The sequence below is a fragment of the Pedobacter cryoconitis genome (assembly GCF_014200595.1).
GTDB lineage: Bacteria > Bacteroidota > Bacteroidia > Sphingobacteriales > Sphingobacteriaceae > Pedobacter > Pedobacter cryoconitis_C.
In genome coordinates, this window is sequence record NZ_JACHCG010000001.1 from 1,510,170 (window position 1) to 1,528,291 (window position 18,122).

Genomic DNA, 18,122 nt, shown 5'->3' on the forward strand with positions numbered 1-18,122 from the left:
AAGCTGGTGAAATTATTGTTTCACCAGTTTTCTTCCTGTTTAGTTAATTCCGGTAGGCATGGAAATTAACATCAGGTGGCTTAAACCGCTCTCAAAATGACGCTCTGTTTTGCCTTCAATGTATAATTGCAATATATAAGAACGCAATGAAGCTAATAAGTACGGAAGTAATTTATCGATTTTCCCATTTTCTCTTTCTTCCCAAAGATTGACAAAAACACTTTCCGTAATTGATTCAGCGAGCTTTGGATTTTTTATCCTTTTATAAGACTCGTTATAGACTTTCTTCCAATACCGTTCAAAAATTTCTATGAATGCCAGCCGGTCGCCTTTTTTTAAATGTTCGAGTAGCATCACATCGCTGAAGTAACTGTACACGGTTTTTTCTGATTCCATAGTAATCCTTTTAGGTCAATATAATTGGCTTTTTATTTATCAAGTATAAAAAAATAACCGCTAATTATTATCAAAATAAATGCTTGTAATTCAGTTTTTTATAGCTAAAAGCATTTAAAATAAAATATTAGCGGTTATTAATGATAAGTTTTTTTAAGGTTGTTTCAGGAATTCCTGAGTGGTGCCGATTTCAGCATAAAAAAAGTTCAGGGCAGCTAATAAAGCTTTCTGCACTTCTGCTGCTTTTACCTGCTGTCCATTTACTTCCAGATCTCTCGTTGCGGTTGCATCTGCGATGACTTCGCAGTTAAAGCCAAAATCTTTAGCTGCTTTAACTGTTGCATCAATACAAACGTGGGTCATCATACCTGCAAATACAAGATTTTTAATGTTTTTGCTTTGAAGATATTTCAGTAAATCCGTTTCACGAAAACTGTTAGGGTAGTGTTTGATGATTAGTTTCTCGTTTTTTATCGGTTTTACACTTGCATAGATTTCAGCGCCTTGTGTATCGGGTAAGAAAAAGGTGGCGCCTTCTTGTGTGGCAATATGCTGAATATGAATCACCGGCATATTGATTTTTCTGCTTTTTTCAATTAGCAGCCGGGTATTTTCGGCCGCCTCATTTGCACCGGAGAGCGTCATTTTTCCATCGGGGAAATAATCATTCTGGACATCAATCACAATTAATGCACTATTGGTATGCGCTTTCTTTTGAGCAAATACAGCAGGGATACTAGATAAAGTAACCAGACAGGTTACACCAAGATTTAAGATTGCTTTTTTCATTTTTGTTTTTTTATTCAACAAAAGTATAGCGCTCTTTTTTGCAAAAAATTGAACTAGTTCAATGGGAAAGTTTTTTCCGGATCTTATTGAGAAACTCATGTGTAATGCCCAGATAAGCTGCAATTTGCAGTTGTGTCAACCGTTCTTCCAGCCGGGGGTATTTTTCTATAAATTCAAGATAACGTTGTTCAGCTGTTTTACCGATTGAGGAAATCACCCTGCGCTGAAAAGAAACCAATGTTCTCTGGTTCATAATCCGGAATAGTTTCTCCACCTGGGTGAGCTGCTGGTATAAAAGGTCTTTATCAGGTTTATTAATGCATAAAACCTCGCAATCTTCTAAGGCCTCAATAGTTAGAATAGCAGGAACCTGGTTGGTGAAACTATCAATATCGGTAGCCCACCAGTCTTCAACTGCAAAGTAAATGATTTGCTCTGAACCATTTTCATCCAGGTAATAAACTTTAAAACAGCCTTTAGTGACAAAAGCTTCATATCTGCATACTTCTCCGGCACGTAAAAGAAATTCCTTTTTCCTGAATTTGCGAAGATGAAAGTTTGCACAAAACTGTTCAAATTCTTCCGCTGTAAGCTGAATGTGTTTTGAGATGTTTTGATGAAGCAGACCGAACATAGCTTTTATTTTTTAATGATGATCTTCTGGATATAGGCAGCGCCCCAAATCCCAAAAGCATCTGATATGTTTCCTTTAACAGGGACATCCAGCACGCCAACAATGCTTTTGGCAGCTTGCAGATCTATGCTGTATAAATAATTGAAATAGGCAGCAGAAGTAGATTTTACAACCAGGGTGTACCGCATATTTTCAGCTTTTAAGGTACTCTGGTCATAGTCGATTTCTAAGGTGGTTTTATTTCCATTGAATGTTTTATCCGTTAAAAATATCCTTCCCGAATGATCTTTTAGCACGTTGAATCTTACATTTTCAGTTCTGTTATCATCAGTGGTAATAAATAACCGATCAAATTTTGCATCAAAAGTAGTATCGCGCTGAAGTACTAAGGCAGGATTGGTTTTCAATAATGCTGTAAATTCAGCTTCTGAGTTGACTTTTACCTTTTGTCCGTTGGCCAGATAGTATCTGTCTACGGTATATCGATTGGCCCTGAGTTCAAAAGTATAAAAATTAGGTTCTGTGCTCAGGTCAACAATCTCGGCCTCCATATAGGTTGAATCCTGTTCAAGCAAATTGAGTTGAAAAGCAGGGGGAATAGTAGTCTCTGCCTGGTATGTTTTTCCCTGGTAAGCAACAGACAATTTGTAATTTTTGCCGGCAATAGCCTTTTTTCCCATGTAGTTACCTTTTCCCATGTAAAGATACTTTTCTATCAAGGTGTTATTCTGGTCAAGCAGACTGATCTGAGCATCTTCAACATTAGGAAAACCTGCCGCAGCGGCAGAGAAAACGGATGTGCTTAAGTTGATTAGTGCATCATCTTGCTGATTAAATTCACCCAATACAACCAATTGAGGGTTCTTAGCTGAAAGTTCTACATTTGTTTCTTTTTCACAGCCGCTCAGGGCTAAAAACAGAAGCAGGGCCAGAAGATTTATTTTCCTGTAAATAGGCATGGCTAAAATTTATACGTAAAGGTAAAATAAGGAATTAATTTTAGCTTGGCTTCTTCCAGAATATTTACTTTGTTAGACTGCTCATTGACCGAGACATATAAATAAGATGACGCTGAATTCGCAATTGCATTGTACATTCCTAAAGTCCAGATTCTTTGATGCCCGTTACTAAATTTACGGGTAAGGTTCAAACCCAGATCAAGTTTGTAATTGTTGGAGAGCGTGTAATTGTTTAATCCAGAAATGATATAAGTATTCGGCGCGGAAGTATTCCCCAGAACTTCGTCAATGCTTTTATGTATAGTTTGTGGTACTGTCACATGCCTGCCTGTAATATAAGTCCAGAGGGCAGATATTTCCAGTCTTTTCCCTAAAGAAGCATTGACTGCAAAATTAAAGTTATGCCTTAAATCCTGATCTAGGGGGAAGCTTTGTCCCAGGTTAAGGGCTTTAAACTGTCCGGTAGTTTTGGATAGGGTATAGGCCATTTGAAATCTCAGCCAGTTCAGTTGTTGTACATAACTAAATTCTATCCCTCTGCTGATCCCCTTTCCCGAGGCCAGCCGGTCCTCAATTTTTCTCGCAAAATAACCATTGGCAATATCCTGTCCTGAGCCCAGTGCCAGTAAGTTATCCATGTTTTTTAAATAGATTTCCGCACTAAAGCTGCTTGTTTTTCCTGCTTGCAGGCGATAAGAAAGGTTGATGATTTCGGAAGTCTCTGGTTTAATGTTTTTACTGCTTGGAATCCTGAATTCCGTTGGAACTGAAAGGCCATTCGTTGTAAACTGATGTATAAATTGAGACATTTTTGAATAAGACGCAGTAATTATCTGGTTATCACTCAAACGATAAGAGAGCCTTATCCTTGGCTGTAAAGTGTTGTAGAATGTAGTCCCTGATTTAAATCCGGTATAGTGCAGGCCTGCCGTTAATTCTGTACGTGTTCCAATCTTAACTTCATCTTCGATATAGGCATCTAAATTAAGGGTGTTAATGGTGATGTTTTCTTCTGTGCTCAGGCCAACCGGAAAGATAAATGAATTCATACTCACACCACCTCCAAAATTTAACTTAAGATCCGGCCTTAAATAATAATTGAAATCACTTTTTAATCCGTAATCCTTTACTGTGGTATATACACGTTTTGGCAATCCAACCAGTGTGGAAACCAGGTTAGCATCCAGACTATTTCTGTACTGACTAAAAGTGGCAGTCGTGTTTTTAAAGAGACGGGGACTTAAAATACTATTCCACCTGAATGCCACCAGCCGGTTTCCCCATTTTAAGGTCGATCTTAAAGCCTCCTTACTGTCCTCAGGGATGTCTAATTTTTGCCGGTAAGAGTCATTGCCTAAATAGGTGCTGATATAAAATCTGTTATTAGGGTTTGCTATGTAATTGAGTTTCAGGTTCACGTCTAAAAAATAATAATAGAGCCCTGCATCCTCTAATGCTTTTGCACCTAGTAAATCCAGCCAGCTTCTCCTGGTATTCAGGGAAAAAGAGGCTTTATTTTTGATAACCGGCCCTTCAAGACCGGTAGATGCATACAGTAAACCAATGGTTGTATGGCCATGGTATTTTTCCATGTTACCATCTTTGGAACGGACATTCAATACTGAAGAAAGACGCCCGCCGTATTTTGAAGGAAAATCGCTGCGGTAAAAGTCCACGCTTTTGAGTACGTCAGGATTGAAAATGGAAAACATCCCGTTAAAGTGATTGATGTTATAAATGGAAATATCGTCCAGGGTAACCAGGTTCTGATCGGCATTTCCACCTCTTACAAACATACTTACTGAGCCACCAGAGTTACCTGAAACACCAGGATATAACTGAATGGCTCTGATGACATCTTTTTCTCCCAGAAAGGAGGGGAGTTTATTTGCTGCTTCCAGATCTACATGATCTCCGCCTATATTTAAATTATTCCGGGATTCTGTACTTTTTGTAACGACCAGCTCAGGAAGATCTACTCCGGATTTCAGGAAAATATCCTTCCGGATACTTTTTCCGTCCAGATTAATTTTTACGGTGACCGGGGAATAGCCTGTATGCGTAATCGTCAATTCATAACTGCCTTTTTCAAGACTGATACTATAGAAACCAAATCCGTTGGTTACAGCAATACTGTTACTTTCAGTTTCTGTGATATTGGCGCCAATGATAACCTCTGAACTCCCTTCCTCTTTGATGAAACCGCTCAGGGTAATGAGCCTGGGGTTGCTGATCAGCAGTATTTTTCCTTCGTATTCCTTAATCTGAATAGATTCTGCACGCAAAATTTCTTCCAGCAACTCTCCGACGGTGCTGATACGATTGGACAGGGTTATCTTTCTGTTCATCCTGATGTTATCAGGATTATAAGTTAATAAGATGCCGGTTTGCTCAACCTGAGTTAGAAAAGAAGAGATTAATCCTTTTCTGTGGGTGATTTTTATAGGCGTGTTTAATAGCCCGGCCTTGTTTTGTGCATTTAAAATAACAGGGGCCAGAATTAAAAATAGGAAAAGATAGAATTTATTCCCTGTTATCATTCTCACAGGCTAAATTATGGATTAATATATAATCTTTTTTAACCTCGTAATTAAACTTAAGAATGAGTTTTAATTCTTCTAATACACTTTCTAAAGTCTGGTTCTTAAAAGTTGCTGTTACCGCGCACGATGCAGCATTATTATCCAATATAATTTTTCTGTGATAGGTGTTTTCAAGTACTTTGACCAGACTGGACATCCGCTCTTTTCTGAAAACTAAAATGCCTGTTTTCCATGCATATTCATTTTCAGACGCAACGGTGTCTTTTTCAAGCTGATCATTATGTAGTGTTCCTCTGTTACCTGGTAATAACGTAATGGCAAGGCCGCGTTTTTCAGTACTGCTCAGTTGTACTTTTCCGGTCCTCACGGTAACTTCTACCTGTGCCTGAGCAGTATTGACATTAAATGAAGTACCCAGAACTTTTACCTGTCCTTTTCCGGCTTCAATAATAAATGGTCTTGCCGGGTTTTTGGTGACCTCAAAGAAAGCTTCTCCTTCAAGTCTTACCTGCCTTTTATCTCCGGAGAGCAGTTTAAAATATTTTAAAGTACTGTTTGCATTCAAAGTAACCAGGGAGCCATCTGCCAGTGTAACCTGCTTATTGGCGAAATTTCCTGAGCTTACCGTGATTAAAGGGTTATAGTAAGAGCTATAATAAATCAATGCAAAACTGGTGACCAGGAACAGGGATGCAGCAATAGACATCCACCAGATACGTTGTCCGGTTGTTTTGACTAATTTTATGGTTTGAGTTTGTTTTCCTCTGATCTGAGCGTCTATATTTTGCCAGGCATCATCTAAGTTGCAATCAGGGTTGTAAACAGCCTGCTCAGCTTTTTCTATCAATGATTTTAAGCGGCTATATTCCAGCGGATTGGATTTGATCCATTCTTCCACAGCTATGTTTTGCTCTGGAAGAAGCCCGCCGTTGAAGTGTTTGGCCAGAAGAGAATTAATATCTTGATTTTGCATGGTAGCTGTTAAACAAAGATTAAACGTAAAAATTTAGAATACCCCTATGTTCCAGAAAATAAATTAATGAAAACAAAACAGATAGGGGAATATAGTGCGTACGGGCAAATTCCCGCATAATACTGATCGCTTTACCCATTTGGTTTTCAACTGTTTTAATGGAGATCCCCAATTCGGTGGCGATTTGCTGGTAAGTAAGCTTATCAATCCGGCTCATCCTGAAAATAGCACCGCATTTTGGTGGAAGCAATGCCAGCGCCTGGTCAACAAGTGTCTGTATATCTGTATTTTCTTTATCTTCTTCTGCTGTTTCTAATGGGGTGTCTGTTATTTTATTGTAAACTGTTTCATCCTCCATTGATAGGGTATGAACTTTTTTCCTCAGCCTTGAAATACAATTATTGCGTACCGCAGTGATCAGGTAGTATAGCGCATTTTTATCATTCACCATGTCCTGCTTTATTTCCCAGAATTTCACAAATACTTCTTGTACGGCATCCTGACTTTCGTCGGAGTCGGCAAGATATTTATAAGCATGCATACACAATGTTTTGTAATGCAGGCGGAATAACTTCTGAAAATCTGAATATAAAGGTTCTTGTATGTGCATATAATAACACCCAGCCTGGGCTTGCAATTGGCAAAGATAAATTAATTTAAAATATAACGTGGGGGTATTTATGATTCTTGCCGTCTATGGGGAAAGGAATAATAAATTATACCGGATGTTTAGAAGGAAAATTGCTGTAATTGTTACATTAATTGTTTTATGCGGGGTCTTCAGCAGGGTTAAAGCACAAGGCAGGAAATTTGGAAGATTAAATAGCCTTCGCTTGTCTGAAAGTGTAGTGAGAGGAAATTCAAATCTCTCTATATTAACTGTTTTGGGCTATCGTTACCAGTTTAGTGAAGAATTAAAAGTTGGTGCCGACTTCGGTTATCATAGTGGTACTTATGATGATCACAAGGTAAAAGAGTTTAATGGTGCTGCCAGTATTGATTTCACTTATTCACATGGCAGAACGGTAGAATTCTATGGCTCAGTCGGTGCTGGATATGGCTTGTTTACCGATATTCTTGCCAATAAGTTTAGCTATCAGTTCAATCCGCTGGCTATGCGGATTGGCAATGGAAGTATAGCAGGTTTTGCTGAGCTGGGCTGGGGATACAGAGGTCTTTTAACTGCCGGGCTTGCCTATAAATTTTAACTCCTGATCAGCTCAATTTTTTACATTTTAAATTATATGGAACCAATTATCGGAATTATAGAAAATAACCCGGCAAAAGTAGCGCAGATGCTGAATGTAGTTTTGGCAGATGAATTTTTGCTTTATACCAAAACAAAGAATGCCCACCAAAATCTGGATGACAATGATCTTTATTTGAAATTGATGCTTTTTAAGGAACAATATGAGCAGCTGGAAAATACTATGGACAGTATTGCAGCACGTATTCATTCCACGGGATACAATATCCCGGTTACACCCGAGATATTTTTAGAACTCGAGCATCTGGCTGAGCAATCCCTGATCCATACAAATGGGGTGGAGCTTATCCATGAACTATTGGAAGATCATGAAAGCCTGATCATCCGCCTGCAAAAGAAAGCTGTTTATTTTGGAAATGAACTTCAGGAACCGGGAGTTGGCCGCTATATTATTGAACTAATGGAAATACATCAAAGAATGATGCTGGAACTGAAGATTTATTTGTAAATTAAACAATCCCTGTGTGATACGTTAACCACAGGGGTTTTTACTGCCTGTCCTGATTATAAAGGGAGGCTAAAAAAATTAATGGTATTTTTGTCGTTCTATTGAATGAAATATTTACGATTTGAAACCTACATACACTAAATTTCTATCGAGAAAAATTATTCTTGCCTTCTTAGCCGGCGTTATCGTTCTGGCTATAGCTGCCTTATTTGTGCGTTATTCTATCACCCATAAATTAGAAAACCTTTCCAAATTCGCTTACGATATAGAACGCGATCAATCCAAACCACAACGGGCTTTATTATTACTTCATCAGGCGGAGGACGATTTTCAGGAATCACTTTTAAGCACAGACAGTACTAAAAGCAATGCCTACAAAGTAAAATTGTCACAGGCTTTTGATGAGATCGATTCTTTGCTTAAAGAAAACACCGATACGGCGGGTTTATCTGCTGTACAGCGTAATAAAGTTAGATATTGGTATCACAAGAAGTTAAAGCTATCCGAAAACTTATATACACTTAAGCATAATTTTGATTCCCTGCTCACTGCTTATACTGATTTTAACCTGAATAACCAGAATTTACCGGGTATCCACACCATAGTACATGCGAATAAAAAGATTACTAAAAATCAAACTGATACGATCCGTAAAGATGTAGAAGTTAAAAAGAAAGGACTCTTTAGCAGGTTGAAAGATGCTATTTCTAATACGAATGAGACTAAAACAGGGGTAATTGAGATTAATCATAACCGCACCAGTGGCTCTATTGATTCTGTGACGATGAAAATTGCAGGAAATGATAAAAGGGCCTATGCAAAAGGTATTCAGCAATTACAGCAGCGCAATGAAAAGTTATTAACTGCGCAAAAGGAACTGATTACCCTGAATATCCGGATCAACAATGAGATGGAACGGATTATTAATGGTGTAAAGGAGATTAATTATAGTATCGTAGCTGAATTTAAAGAGATGGCTTTCAAAAGCTATCAGGAAACTACTGCTTTATTGAACAAATTTTACCTTGCCGCACTATTTCTTGTATTGGTATTTGCCATATTGCTGATCATATTTATCATTAAGCTTGATAAATCAGAAGTTGATCTGCGGAAAGAAAACGATCGCGCTGTAAGTATTGCACAGCAAAAGATGGACTTGTTGCTGCATATGAGCCATGAAATCCGGAATCCATTAACAGCGATCAAGGGTTTCCTTTATATATTCAGCCGTACCACTCTTTCTCCGCGTCAGAGAGAAATGCTGGGCTCTATTACCTTATCTTCTGATATGCTGCTGCTTACCCTGAATGATACCTTAGATGCAGCTAAAATGGAAACCAATGAGTTCAAGATTAATTCTGAGCCTTTTAATGCCGATTTTGCGCTGAAAGAAGTGATAGAGAGTATGGAGTTCAGTGCCACTAAAAAGAAACTGGAGATCCACTATAATTTTGAGGGAGATAAACAATTAGTCTTGTCAGGTGATAGTTTCAGATTGAAACAAATCATGGTCAATTTGCTGAGCAATGCGATTAAGTATACCAATACAGGCAGTATTACTGTACATGCAAAACTAAACACAACGGCGCAGCAAAACAAACTGGAAGTTAGCATTAAAGATACTGGAATGGGGATCAGCCCGGAACAGCAAACCAACTTGTTCTCTAAATACTATCAAACTAATTCCGCCAAAGGCAAAGCAGGAACGGGGCTTGGCTTATATATATGCAAGCAGATGATTGAATTGCAAAAGGGGGAAATCAGCGTGGAAAGCAAAGCCGGGGAGGGCAGTACTTTCAAATTTTATATTCCCTATCAGCAAGGGACGGCTGTAGAGCGCGGAATAGTTAAACCTGCAACTGATGAGCCACTGGTGTTGCTGAATGGTATCAGTATTCTGGCAGTAGATGACAATGAACTGAATTTACTGTTCCTGAAAATGATGACCAGTAAGTGGAACGTTAAGTTTTACCAGGCATTAAACGGGGCTGAAGCTTTGGATATTTTACATAAAAATATCGTAAGTGTGGTGCTGACTGATATTCATATGCCCGAAATGGATGGATATGAATTGCTTGCTGCCATTCGCTCTGCTAAGGATTCCATTTCTAAGATACCCGTGATTGTTATCGGAGGAAATGAAACTGAGCTGGAAAATATAGAGATTTCAGCGAGTGGGTTTTCCGGTCTGATCAGAAAACCTTTTGTTGAGTCAGAACTGGTTAGAAAAATCGCAGCTGTGCTACAGCTTCCACCAGCATAGTCTCAAATATTTTTATTCTTTTTTGTAATTTTAACCTTTTCCGTGAGTCTCAGAAGAGGGATGGATGAATTATTTGTAAAATCTTCTACCCCCAGGATACGTGTCAGCTGTTTTACTGTTAACGACTTTATCATTTTATAAATTATCGATCAATTCAAATATGAAACAAAAATTACTAATCACAATGGCCATTTCGGGCTTGTTCCTGAGTGCTTCGGCGCAAAAGGTAAAGTTTACCGAGTATGATATGGATAATGGCTTACACGTCATCTTACACCAGGATAAAACAGCACCAGTGGTGGCTGTCTCTGTCATGTATCATGTAGGTTCAAAAGATGAAGATCCGCAAAGAACTGGTTTTGCACATTTCTTTGAACATTTGTTATTTGAAGGTAGTGACAATATGAAACGTGGAGAGTTCATGAAAACTGTGAGTAGCAATGGCGGGCAAAACAACGCGAATACCTCACAGGACAGAACTTTTTATTATGAGGTATTTCCATCTAATCAGTTAGAACTTGGGCTATGGCTGGAAAGCGAGCGCATGCTGCACCCTAAAATAGACGAAATCGGGGTTAAAACACAAAATGAAGTTGTTAAAGAAGAGAAAAGATTACGTATCGATAATTCTCCTTATGGGAAGTTCACGGAAAAGATATTTGACCGTTTGTTCCAGGGGCATCCTTATCGCTGGCAGCCAATTGGCTCGATGGAGCATCTGGATGCTGCGAAATTAAGTGAGTTTATTGCTTTCTTTAAAAAGTATTACGTTCCAAATAATGCCGTATTAACTATTGCCGGTGATATTGATGTTGCCCAGACGAAAGCACTGGTACAGAAATATTTTGAAGAGGTTCCAAAAGGTGCCCCGGTTGTGAAAACAGTTTATGAAGTTAAACCTGTTGAGAAAGAAATCATTGATACTGCTTATGATGCAAATATTCAGATCCCTGCGATATTTGCGGCTTACCGTGTACCAGGTATGAAAAGTCATGACAGCAAAGTTTTAGGCATGATCAGTACCCTGCTTTCCGGTGGTGGCAGTTCAAGACTAAGTACTAAAATGGTGGATGAAAAGAAAACGGCACTTCAGGTTGCTGCTTTCAATTATACCTTAGAAGATTACGGCGCTTATATTACATTGGCGCTTCCGAATAACAATACCCCACTGAATGATCTTTTGAAAGATATTGATGCTGAAGTTGTCCGCTTACAGACTGATCTGATCAGCGAATCTGAACTGACTAAATTACAAAACCAGTTCGAGAATGGCTATGTGAGTAAAAACAGTAAGATGATCGGCCTTTCTGAGAATCTTGCCAATGGTTATACTTTTCACAATAAAGATACAAATGATGTGAATGAGGAATTAGATAAAGTGAGAGCGATCACGCGTGAAGAAATCAGGGAAGTTGCCCGTAAATATTTAAATAAGAACCAACGTATTGTTCTTTACTACTTACCTAAAAAATAGTCCGCTTTCCAATCCAGTTTAAAATTACAAAATGAAGAAGATATTCATACTTGCCTTTGCCACACTGTTTGTACAGTCTGTAGTAGCGCAAAAATTAGATAGAAGTCAGAAACCAAAACCAGGGCCGGCACCTGTACTTACTTTTGCTGATCCGGTTATCTATAAACTTCCTAACGGGATTACGGTTCTGGTTGTTGAAAATCATAAGTTACCCAAAGTCTCTGCTACGTTCAGCATAGATGCCGGCCCGGTTACTGAAGGGGCGAAAGCGGGTTCAATCTCTTTATTGAGCGGATTAATGAACGAGGGAACAACAACTAAAACTAAAGCTCAGTTTGATGAAGCTGTAGATCAGCTGGGCGCAGATGTGAGTGTTTCTGCAACTGGTGGCCATACTAGTGCGCTGACCCGTTATTTCGATAGCGCATTTCTTTTAATGGCCGATGCTTTGCGTCACCCTGCTTTCCCGGAAGCTTCTTTTGAAAAATTAAGATCTCAGGCACTCACGGGTTTAAAATCCAGTGAACGCAGTGCTAAAGCTATTTCGGGACGTGTGGTGGATGCGCTTGCTTATGGTGTGAACCATCCCCTTGGAGAGTTTGAAACTGAACAAAGTATCAAAGCGCTTAGTTTAAATGATGTCAAAACAGCTTATAGTAAATATGTAACTCCTTCCAGAGGCTATCTTACTTTTGTTGGGGATATTAAACCTGAAGCAGCAAAAGCTATTGCGATTAAAGCATTAGGGGATTGGAAAGGTGCTTCTTTGACACTTCCTGTATTAGTAAAAGTAGATAATCCTTCAAAAACTGAAGTTGATGTGGTGGATGTACCAAGTGCGGTGCAATCAGAAATTACGGTAACGAACCTGATTGATCTTCCGATCAGCAGCCCTGATTATCATGCAGTTTTACTGGCGAATGAAATTCTTGGTGGTGGTGCTGATGCTAAATTATTCAGAAATCTGAGAGAGAAACATGGTTTTACTTATGGTGCATATGCTTCCACTGGTTCTGGTCGTTTTCAATCAGAATTCCGTGCAAATGCAGCGGTAAGAAATGAAAAAGTAGACAGCGCGGTGGTTGAATTTCTGAAAGAGATACAGGTAATGCGTACTGAGAAAGTAAGTGCTGATGATCTTCAGAATGCGAAAAATCTTTACAATGGATCTTTTGCTTTAGGATTGGAAAATCCGGCACGTACTGCTGGTTTTGCCAGCAATATCCTGATCAATAACCTTCCGAAAGATTTTTACCGTACTTATCTTCAGAAGATTAATGCAGTGACTGCTGATGATATTCTGCGGGTGAGTAAAAAGTATTTTGGTTATGATGATGCAAGGATCATCATTGTAGGTAACCAGGAGAAATTTGTTCCGGGCTTAAAGAAAATGGGATTTGTTGTTAAAGCCTATGATAAATATGCTGCTCCGGTAACTGCGGTTCCTGAGGCGGCAAAAAAGGCGGCTGAATAAACTGTTTTTTTAATAGATCAGAACCCCCGATTGATAACTGCAATTAGTTTCAGCTATCAATCGGGGGTTTTTGTATTCTGCTTTAGAATTGATCATCTTTGACTACGCTAATTTTAATTGTGAAAAAATTAAAGCAAAAACGCACTACTATACCTGTTCATAAGTTGCAGGAACGTACCTCACTGGGTATACAAATTCGTAATTTTGTTAATTTTAACAGGCATGACATGCGGAAGCTGGGTGCACACCGGGATGATCATTATATTTTGATTATTCAGGAATATGGATATAGCCATGTGAATATTGATTTTAAAACTATAGCAATTAAGGGTTGTGCTGCTTTTTTTATTTTACCGGGACAAGTCCATTATGTACCTGAATCTGAAGAAACGGCCGGTTGGTTTATGGCGATAGATTCCTCTTTGGTAGACAAAAGTTATCAGCAGGTTTTTGAAGAACTGGCGCTGCATCAGCAAACCCTGCTGGTGAGTACCGAAAAAGTAGCTCAGTTGGTGAGATGTGCAGCACTTTTGTGTGATATGTTCGATAATGACGGACAAGCATTGATGCCGGGTACCGTGATTCATTCGCTCGCTTCTGCTTATGTAGGGATTTTTGCCGCACTTTACAAGTCCAGTAACCCCGAAAAGGATAAACAGCAGCTCAGACCGGAAATTATTACCAGTGAATTCCGGAAATTGGTAAGCAGTCAATTTAAAACCCTTAAAAATCCAAGTCAGTATGCAGATGCGCTTTCGCTTTCCCTGTCTTATCTCAATGAGGTGGTTAAAGCGGTAACCGGTTTTCCTGTAAGCTACTGGATTCACCATGAAATCGTTCTTGAAGCCAAGAGAATGCTATACTATAGTGATTTAACGGTGAAACAGATTGCGTTTTCACTGGGCTATGATGACCATGCTTATTTTTCGAGGCTGTTCAGTAAAGTGGCAGGTGTCCCAGCCGTCCAATTCCGGAAAGATTACCGCGAATAATCCAAGTTAAACCTTGGATAGTCTCTTGAATAGGGCTTTATTTTGTTGTTTTTTTGTATAAAATAAAGCTTATGAATATTATCAAAAAGAAAGTCTTATCAATTTTTGAGAGCCGCGTTTTAAAACAAGGGTGTGTATTGGACGTGAGAGCGTGGAATCCTGCCACTTTTTTTGAAGTTGATGTACACCTGCCGGGGGTGAATATGGAGAAATGGACTTCAGTCCAGCATATGAAAGTTAAAGTTTCCGAATATACTTATCGTGACTATACTCCGGCGCTATGGGATGCTGAAACAGAGACATGTACGCTTTGTATCAGCTCAGACCACAAGGGGCCGGGAAGTGACTGGGTTAATAGTTTGAAAAAAGGTGATATTATCTCTTATGTAGGGATAGGGGGAACTTTTCATAAACCAGTGGCTGATAGTAAGTTATTGTGTTTAGGAGACAGCAGTAGTATCGGTCATTTTCTAGCTTTAAAACAATTAGCCTTAGGTATTGGTGAAGTCTATGGCGCGATTAGTTTTAATATGGAATCACATGCACGGGAATTTTCAGAATATTTTGATACTTATCTACAGCCATTAAAGGAAAATAAAAATGATATTTCTTTAGTTTCCTGGCTGAATGAACAGGAATTGAGTAATGAGACTATTTATATAGCTGGCCATATTCCAACGGCAATGCAACTCCGCTCACATTTAAAACAGCGTAATGATTTTAACGGAAGTATTAAATTACAAGGATTCTGGCAATAATGAAACAGATTAACGAAATGAAATCGGATCTTTTACTGGATTTGTGGTTTTTAATGGTCGCGCTTAATTGCTTATTAAATTTGGCTGGTATATTGTAATTTTGTGCAATCATATATCAATTAAGCTTATGCTGATCAATAACTATCTTGAAAGCGTATTCAAACAGTTTGAATACTATAAAATGCTTGGGGAAAAGACTTTTGCGCAATTGAGCGATGCGGAGCTTTTTTATCAATATAACCCGGAAAGCAATAGTATAGCGACTATTGTCAAACATATATCCGGGAATATGTTATCCCGCTGGACAGATTTTCTGACTACGGATGGTGAAAAAGACTGGCGTAACCGGGAAGCTGAATTTGATAACGATGTCAAAGACAGCGCAGAGTTGATGTTGCTATGGAATAAAGGCTGGGATTGTTTGTTTACAGCTTTGAAGACAGTTAATGAGGATAATTTTGAGCAAATTATTTATATCAGAAATCAGGGACATTCTATTACCGAAGCAATCAACAGACAACTGGCGCATTACCCATATCATATTGGTCAAATTGTGTTTTTGGGTAAAATGCTGAAGGATAAAGATTGGGGTTCTTTGTCCATTCCGCGTGGAGATTCTCAAAAGTATAATGGGGAAAAATTCGCTCAGCCAAAAACGAAGGCGCATTTTACAGATGAATTCCTGAGTAAAGGGGAAGGTTAGTCTTTATGTGGCTGATTTTTAAATAGGTATGCGGTTTTTATTGTCGGTTTAGTGGTCAAATTATCCGCTATGCTGCTTTTGTAATTGTGAATATTAATTCTCAATAAAACATTTTAATTTTGGTTATAAGATAAGATTTTTAGTAAAAATTTACGCTATTGCCTTGGTAGAGGCATTATTTATGGGTATTTTTAAGGTATAATTAGCGCTCAAAAAAATCCAATCAGGAGACCTTAATTTATTTTTAAGGCGACCAACGCACTACCATGCAAAAACAATAAATGAGAGCCCAATTATTAAAAATCCCAACCCAGCATGTTAATTCTTTCAGCATCCGACGAGATCTGCTGCCAGACATTAACAACAACTTACATTATCATCGCGAAATAGAGCTGATCTATTTCAAAAGCGGTTCAGGAACCCAATTTATCGGGAACAGTGTTCAACATTTTGAATCAGGAAACGTAGTTCTTATCGGAAGCCGTCTGCCTCATTACTGGAAATTTGAAGAAGCTTACTTTTCTCCTCCGGACGGAAAGCAAACAGATGTGATCGTGATTCATTTTTGTGAAGATTTTTTAGGAGAGAACTTTTTAAATCTTCCTGAAAACAGGATGATCCGTAAACTCCTTCAGGAATCGAAAAAGGGCATCCAGGTGCCGGACCATATCAACTGGCAAATCGGCACATTGATGGAACAGATTTTTCTGAGTGTTGGTGCTAAAAGGTTATTGCTATTGTTAGAGATCTTATGCATCCTGGGAAATAATCATAAACCAGGCAATTTACTGAATGATGATTTTTTATGTCATACCGCTATAAAAGACAATAGCCCGATCAGTAATATTTACAATTTTATCCTGTCTAATTTTAATAAAAAGATAGAGATAGAACAATTGGCAGATTTCGCGAATATCAGCGTCCCTTCTTTTAGCCGCTATTTTAAAACGCATATTGGAATGACATACAAACAGTTTCTGTTAGATGTCAGGGTTGGACAAGCTTGTAAATTGCTGATTGAAGGCCGGATGAATGTAAAGCAGATCAGGTATGAATGTGGTTTTCAAAACGTAGTCAGCTTTCATAAACAATTTAAAGAGGTGACAGGAAAGAGTCCGCTGGAATATCAGAAGTATCATTTACAGCACAGAACTGAAATTTAATTACAAAGGGGTTATCATTTTAAATGATAACCCCTTTGTAATTAAATCTTAAAGGAACAAGTATTGCTGATAGCAGGAAGCTTACTTTTCTCCTTGCAGGTATACTGACAAAGGAATATATCCTTGTTTGTCTTTGAAAACGGCATCTGGGACTTCTATTTTAAAAGTGTGGTCACCTGCTGTTAAATTTCCAAGATTGATTACCCGGATTGGAATTGCATCCCCGGGGCACCAATTGCTAAACGATGCCCATTGTGCATCAGTTTGTGGCTTTGAACCATAAATTCCATTGCCTTGCGTATTGACTGCACGATAAGGTTCACATGATTTACCACCGGGTTTATAAGTTAATTTCTGAATATTATCAAAATAGATAAAATGATTACGTCTGTTATATTCTTCTCCTCCGGCATTAGCACCATGGTTAGAAGTAATCAGATACAGTTTAGCAGATTTAACTGCTGTTGCTAGATTAACAGTAATTGATTTGACAGTTTTCCCGGCCACATCTGTGTTGTCATAATTATTTATGCTCTGGTTGAAAGACAGCGGCTCCAGAATAACTGCTGGATTTGTAGCTGGTGTACCGCTGGTACTGCTGATCAGGTCAACTGTACCAAAAAATGTATCATTTCTTCCGGCACATCCGGCTATTTCTTTGTTAGCTGCATATGGAACGCCAAAGATGCTGAATTCCAGATAAATATCGTATTTTGCGTTGAGTGTTGGGTCTTTTAAAATGGCAGCCACATTATCAATATTGAAAAGATAAGGAACCTGATCGGGCTGCTTGTTTTTATTCATAAACGGGGTAATAAAACGGCCGATTTCCAGATGTTTGGCAGTGGCATCATTGTAGGCTGCGTCTTTTTTGACCATCGCAAGCGCCACATATGCAATCCGGTCGTAGTTATCACAAGCGGCTTTAATGGTCACTTTCATTTGTAACACATTTCCAAGGCCTTGTAATTGTGCTGAACTTAGTTTTTTGACATATTTAGCATTGCTGACCCTGGTTATACCTTCTGGTACAGGTTCAGAAACTGTTGCGGCATATCCGTCATAAAACAGGATCTGGTCAAAAATTCTGGAGGTGCCACCGGCTGCGGCTATCGCATTGGTTTGATTATCAGATTTTCCACCGGCAGGAGTAATTTCGGTCTGCTTACAAGCGCCAAGCAGAGCAGATACACTTAAAAGTGCGTATACTAGTTTTTTCATCGGGGGTATGTTTTTAATAGGAAATTAAGGAAACTGCCTCGTTAAAGGCAGCTTCCAGGTGAGTC

General features: G+C 38.7%; 17 protein-coding genes. 9 read left to right on the top strand and 8 right to left on the bottom strand.

Going from position 1 to position 18,122, the window contains the following annotated elements; genetic code table 11:
* Positions 1-39: 39 nt before the first annotated feature.
* From HDE70_RS06120 to HDE70_RS06150, 7 genes are all read right to left on the bottom strand, one after another.
* Positions 40-396: an RNA polymerase sigma factor gene (locus HDE70_RS06120; RefSeq protein ID WP_183869115.1), complete on the bottom strand. Its 357-nt coding sequence runs from the start codon at positions 394-396 to the stop codon at positions 40-42.
* Positions 397-549: 153 nt separating this feature from the next.
* The gene (locus HDE70_RS06125) at positions 550-1,185 is read right to left on the bottom strand and encodes a cysteine hydrolase family protein (RefSeq protein ID WP_183888755.1); all 636 of its coding nucleotides are present in this window, start codon (positions 1,183-1,185) and stop codon (positions 550-552) included.
* A gap of 58 nt (positions 1,186-1,243) precedes the next feature.
* Positions 1,244-1,819 carry a Crp/Fnr family transcriptional regulator gene (locus tag HDE70_RS06130; RefSeq protein ID WP_183888757.1) on the bottom strand — a complete coding sequence of 192 codons (576 nt, stop codon included), beginning with the start codon at positions 1,817-1,819 and terminating at the stop codon, positions 1,244-1,246.
* 5 nt (positions 1,820-1,824) lie between these two features.
* A complete protein-coding gene (locus HDE70_RS06135; RefSeq protein WP_183888759.1) occupies positions 1,825-2,778 on the bottom strand; it encodes a DUF4249 family protein in 954 nt (317 codons plus the stop codon).
* A gap of 2 nt (positions 2,779-2,780) precedes the next feature.
* On the bottom strand, positions 2,781-5,318 hold the full coding sequence (locus HDE70_RS06140) for a TonB-dependent receptor (protein ID WP_260160514.1): 2,538 nt from the start codon (positions 5,316-5,318) through the stop codon (positions 2,781-2,783).
* Positions 5,302-6,294 carry a FecR family protein gene (locus HDE70_RS06145; protein ID WP_183888762.1) on the bottom strand — a complete coding sequence of 331 codons (993 nt, stop codon included), beginning with the start codon at positions 6,292-6,294 and terminating at the stop codon, positions 5,302-5,304. The genes HDE70_RS06140 and HDE70_RS06145 overlap by 17 nt, the downstream gene beginning before the upstream one ends.
* Before the next feature lie 19 nt (positions 6,295-6,313).
* Positions 6,314-6,904: an RNA polymerase sigma-70 factor gene (locus HDE70_RS06150; RefSeq protein ID WP_183869110.1), complete on the bottom strand. Its 591-nt coding sequence runs from the start codon at positions 6,902-6,904 to the stop codon at positions 6,314-6,316.
* Between the two features lie 115 nt (positions 6,905-7,019).
* Between HDE70_RS06150 and HDE70_RS06155 the strand changes: the two genes are divergently transcribed.
* From HDE70_RS06155 to HDE70_RS06195, 9 genes are all read left to right on the top strand, one after another.
* A complete protein-coding gene (locus HDE70_RS06155; protein ID WP_183869109.1) occupies positions 7,020-7,502 on the top strand; it encodes a hypothetical protein in 483 nt (160 codons plus the stop codon).
* A gap of 36 nt (positions 7,503-7,538) precedes the next feature.
* Entirely contained in the window at positions 7,539-8,009 is a 471-nt protein-coding gene (locus tag HDE70_RS06160; RefSeq protein WP_183869108.1) for a Dps family protein, read from the top strand.
* Between the two features lie 121 nt (positions 8,010-8,130).
* The gene (locus HDE70_RS06165) at positions 8,131-10,272 is read left to right on the top strand and encodes a hybrid sensor histidine kinase/response regulator (protein ID WP_183869107.1); all 2,142 of its coding nucleotides are present in this window, start codon (positions 8,131-8,133) and stop codon (positions 10,270-10,272) included.
* A 160-nt stretch (positions 10,273-10,432) separates the two neighbouring features.
* A complete protein-coding gene (locus tag HDE70_RS06170; RefSeq protein WP_183888764.1) occupies positions 10,433-11,746 on the top strand; it encodes a M16 family metallopeptidase in 1,314 nt (437 codons plus the stop codon).
* A 31-nt stretch (positions 11,747-11,777) separates the two neighbouring features.
* Positions 11,778-13,220 carry a M16 family metallopeptidase gene (locus HDE70_RS06175; RefSeq protein WP_183888766.1) on the top strand — a complete coding sequence of 481 codons (1,443 nt, stop codon included), beginning with the start codon at positions 11,778-11,780 and terminating at the stop codon, positions 13,218-13,220.
* 119 nt (positions 13,221-13,339) lie between these two features.
* A complete protein-coding gene (locus HDE70_RS27425; RefSeq protein WP_183888768.1) occupies positions 13,340-14,212 on the top strand; it encodes an AraC family transcriptional regulator in 873 nt (290 codons plus the stop codon).
* A gap of 71 nt (positions 14,213-14,283) precedes the next feature.
* Entirely contained in the window at positions 14,284-14,970 is a 687-nt protein-coding gene (locus tag HDE70_RS06185) for a hypothetical protein (protein ID WP_183869103.1), read from the top strand.
* A gap of 127 nt (positions 14,971-15,097) precedes the next feature.
* Positions 15,098-15,673 (top strand): DUF1572 domain-containing protein, encoded by a 576-nt coding sequence (locus HDE70_RS06190; RefSeq protein WP_221302011.1) that lies wholly within the window; start codon positions 15,098-15,100, stop codon positions 15,671-15,673.
* Between the two features lie 281 nt (positions 15,674-15,954).
* Positions 15,955-16,836 (top strand): AraC family transcriptional regulator, encoded by an 882-nt coding sequence (locus HDE70_RS06195; protein WP_183869102.1) that lies wholly within the window; start codon positions 15,955-15,957, stop codon positions 16,834-16,836.
* An 81-nt stretch (positions 16,837-16,917) separates the two neighbouring features.
* On the opposite strand, the gene HDE70_RS06200 is transcribed toward HDE70_RS06195, so the two are convergent.
* Positions 16,918-18,057: a peptide-N-glycosidase F-related protein gene (locus HDE70_RS06200; RefSeq protein WP_183888770.1), complete on the bottom strand. Its 1,140-nt coding sequence runs from the start codon at positions 18,055-18,057 to the stop codon at positions 16,918-16,920.
* Between the last annotated feature and the right edge of the window lie 65 nt (positions 18,058-18,122).

Bases quoted from the DNA above. Each gene is read 5' to 3' on its own strand.
- HDE70_RS06185 (WP_183869103.1), top strand. From the start codon at position 14,284: ATGAATATTATCAAAAAGAAAGTCTTATCAATTTTTGAGAGCCGCGTT.
- HDE70_RS06195 (WP_183869102.1), top strand. From the start codon at position 15,955: ATGAGAGCCCAATTATTAAAAATCCCAACCCAGCATGTTAATTCTTTC.
- HDE70_RS06170 (WP_183888764.1), top strand. From the start codon at position 10,433: ATGAAACAAAAATTACTAATCACAATGGCCATTTCGGGCTTGTTCCTG.
- HDE70_RS06125 (WP_183888755.1), bottom strand. From the start codon at position 1,185: ATGAAAAAAGCAATCTTAAATCTTGGTGTAACCTGTCTGGTTACTTTA.
- HDE70_RS06200 (WP_183888770.1), bottom strand. From the start codon at position 18,057: ATGAAAAAACTAGTATACGCACTTTTAAGTGTATCTGCTCTGCTTGGC.
- HDE70_RS06120 (WP_183869115.1), bottom strand. From the start codon at position 396: ATGGAATCAGAAAAAACCGTGTACAGTTACTTCAGCGATGTGATGCTA.
- HDE70_RS06160 (WP_183869108.1), top strand. From the start codon at position 7,539: ATGGAACCAATTATCGGAATTATAGAAAATAACCCGGCAAAAGTAGCG.
- HDE70_RS06155 (WP_183869109.1), top strand. From the start codon at position 7,020: ATGTTTAGAAGGAAAATTGCTGTAATTGTTACATTAATTGTTTTATGC.
- HDE70_RS06140 (WP_260160514.1), bottom strand. From the start codon at position 5,318: ATGATAACAGGGAATAAATTCTATCTTTTCCTATTTTTAATTCTGGCC.
- HDE70_RS06145 (WP_183888762.1), bottom strand. From the start codon at position 6,294: ATGCAAAATCAAGATATTAATTCTCTTCTGGCCAAACACTTCAACGGC.
- HDE70_RS06130 (WP_183888757.1), bottom strand. From the start codon at position 1,819: ATGTTCGGTCTGCTTCATCAAAACATCTCAAAACACATTCAGCTTACA.
- HDE70_RS06150 (WP_183869110.1), bottom strand. From the start codon at position 6,904: ATGCACATACAAGAACCTTTATATTCAGATTTTCAGAAGTTATTCCGC.
- HDE70_RS06190 (WP_221302011.1), top strand. From the start codon at position 15,098: ATGCTGATCAATAACTATCTTGAAAGCGTATTCAAACAGTTTGAATAC.
- HDE70_RS06135 (WP_183888759.1), bottom strand. From the start codon at position 2,778: ATGCCTATTTACAGGAAAATAAATCTTCTGGCCCTGCTTCTGTTTTTA.
- HDE70_RS06175 (WP_183888766.1), top strand. From the start codon at position 11,778: ATGAAGAAGATATTCATACTTGCCTTTGCCACACTGTTTGTACAGTCT.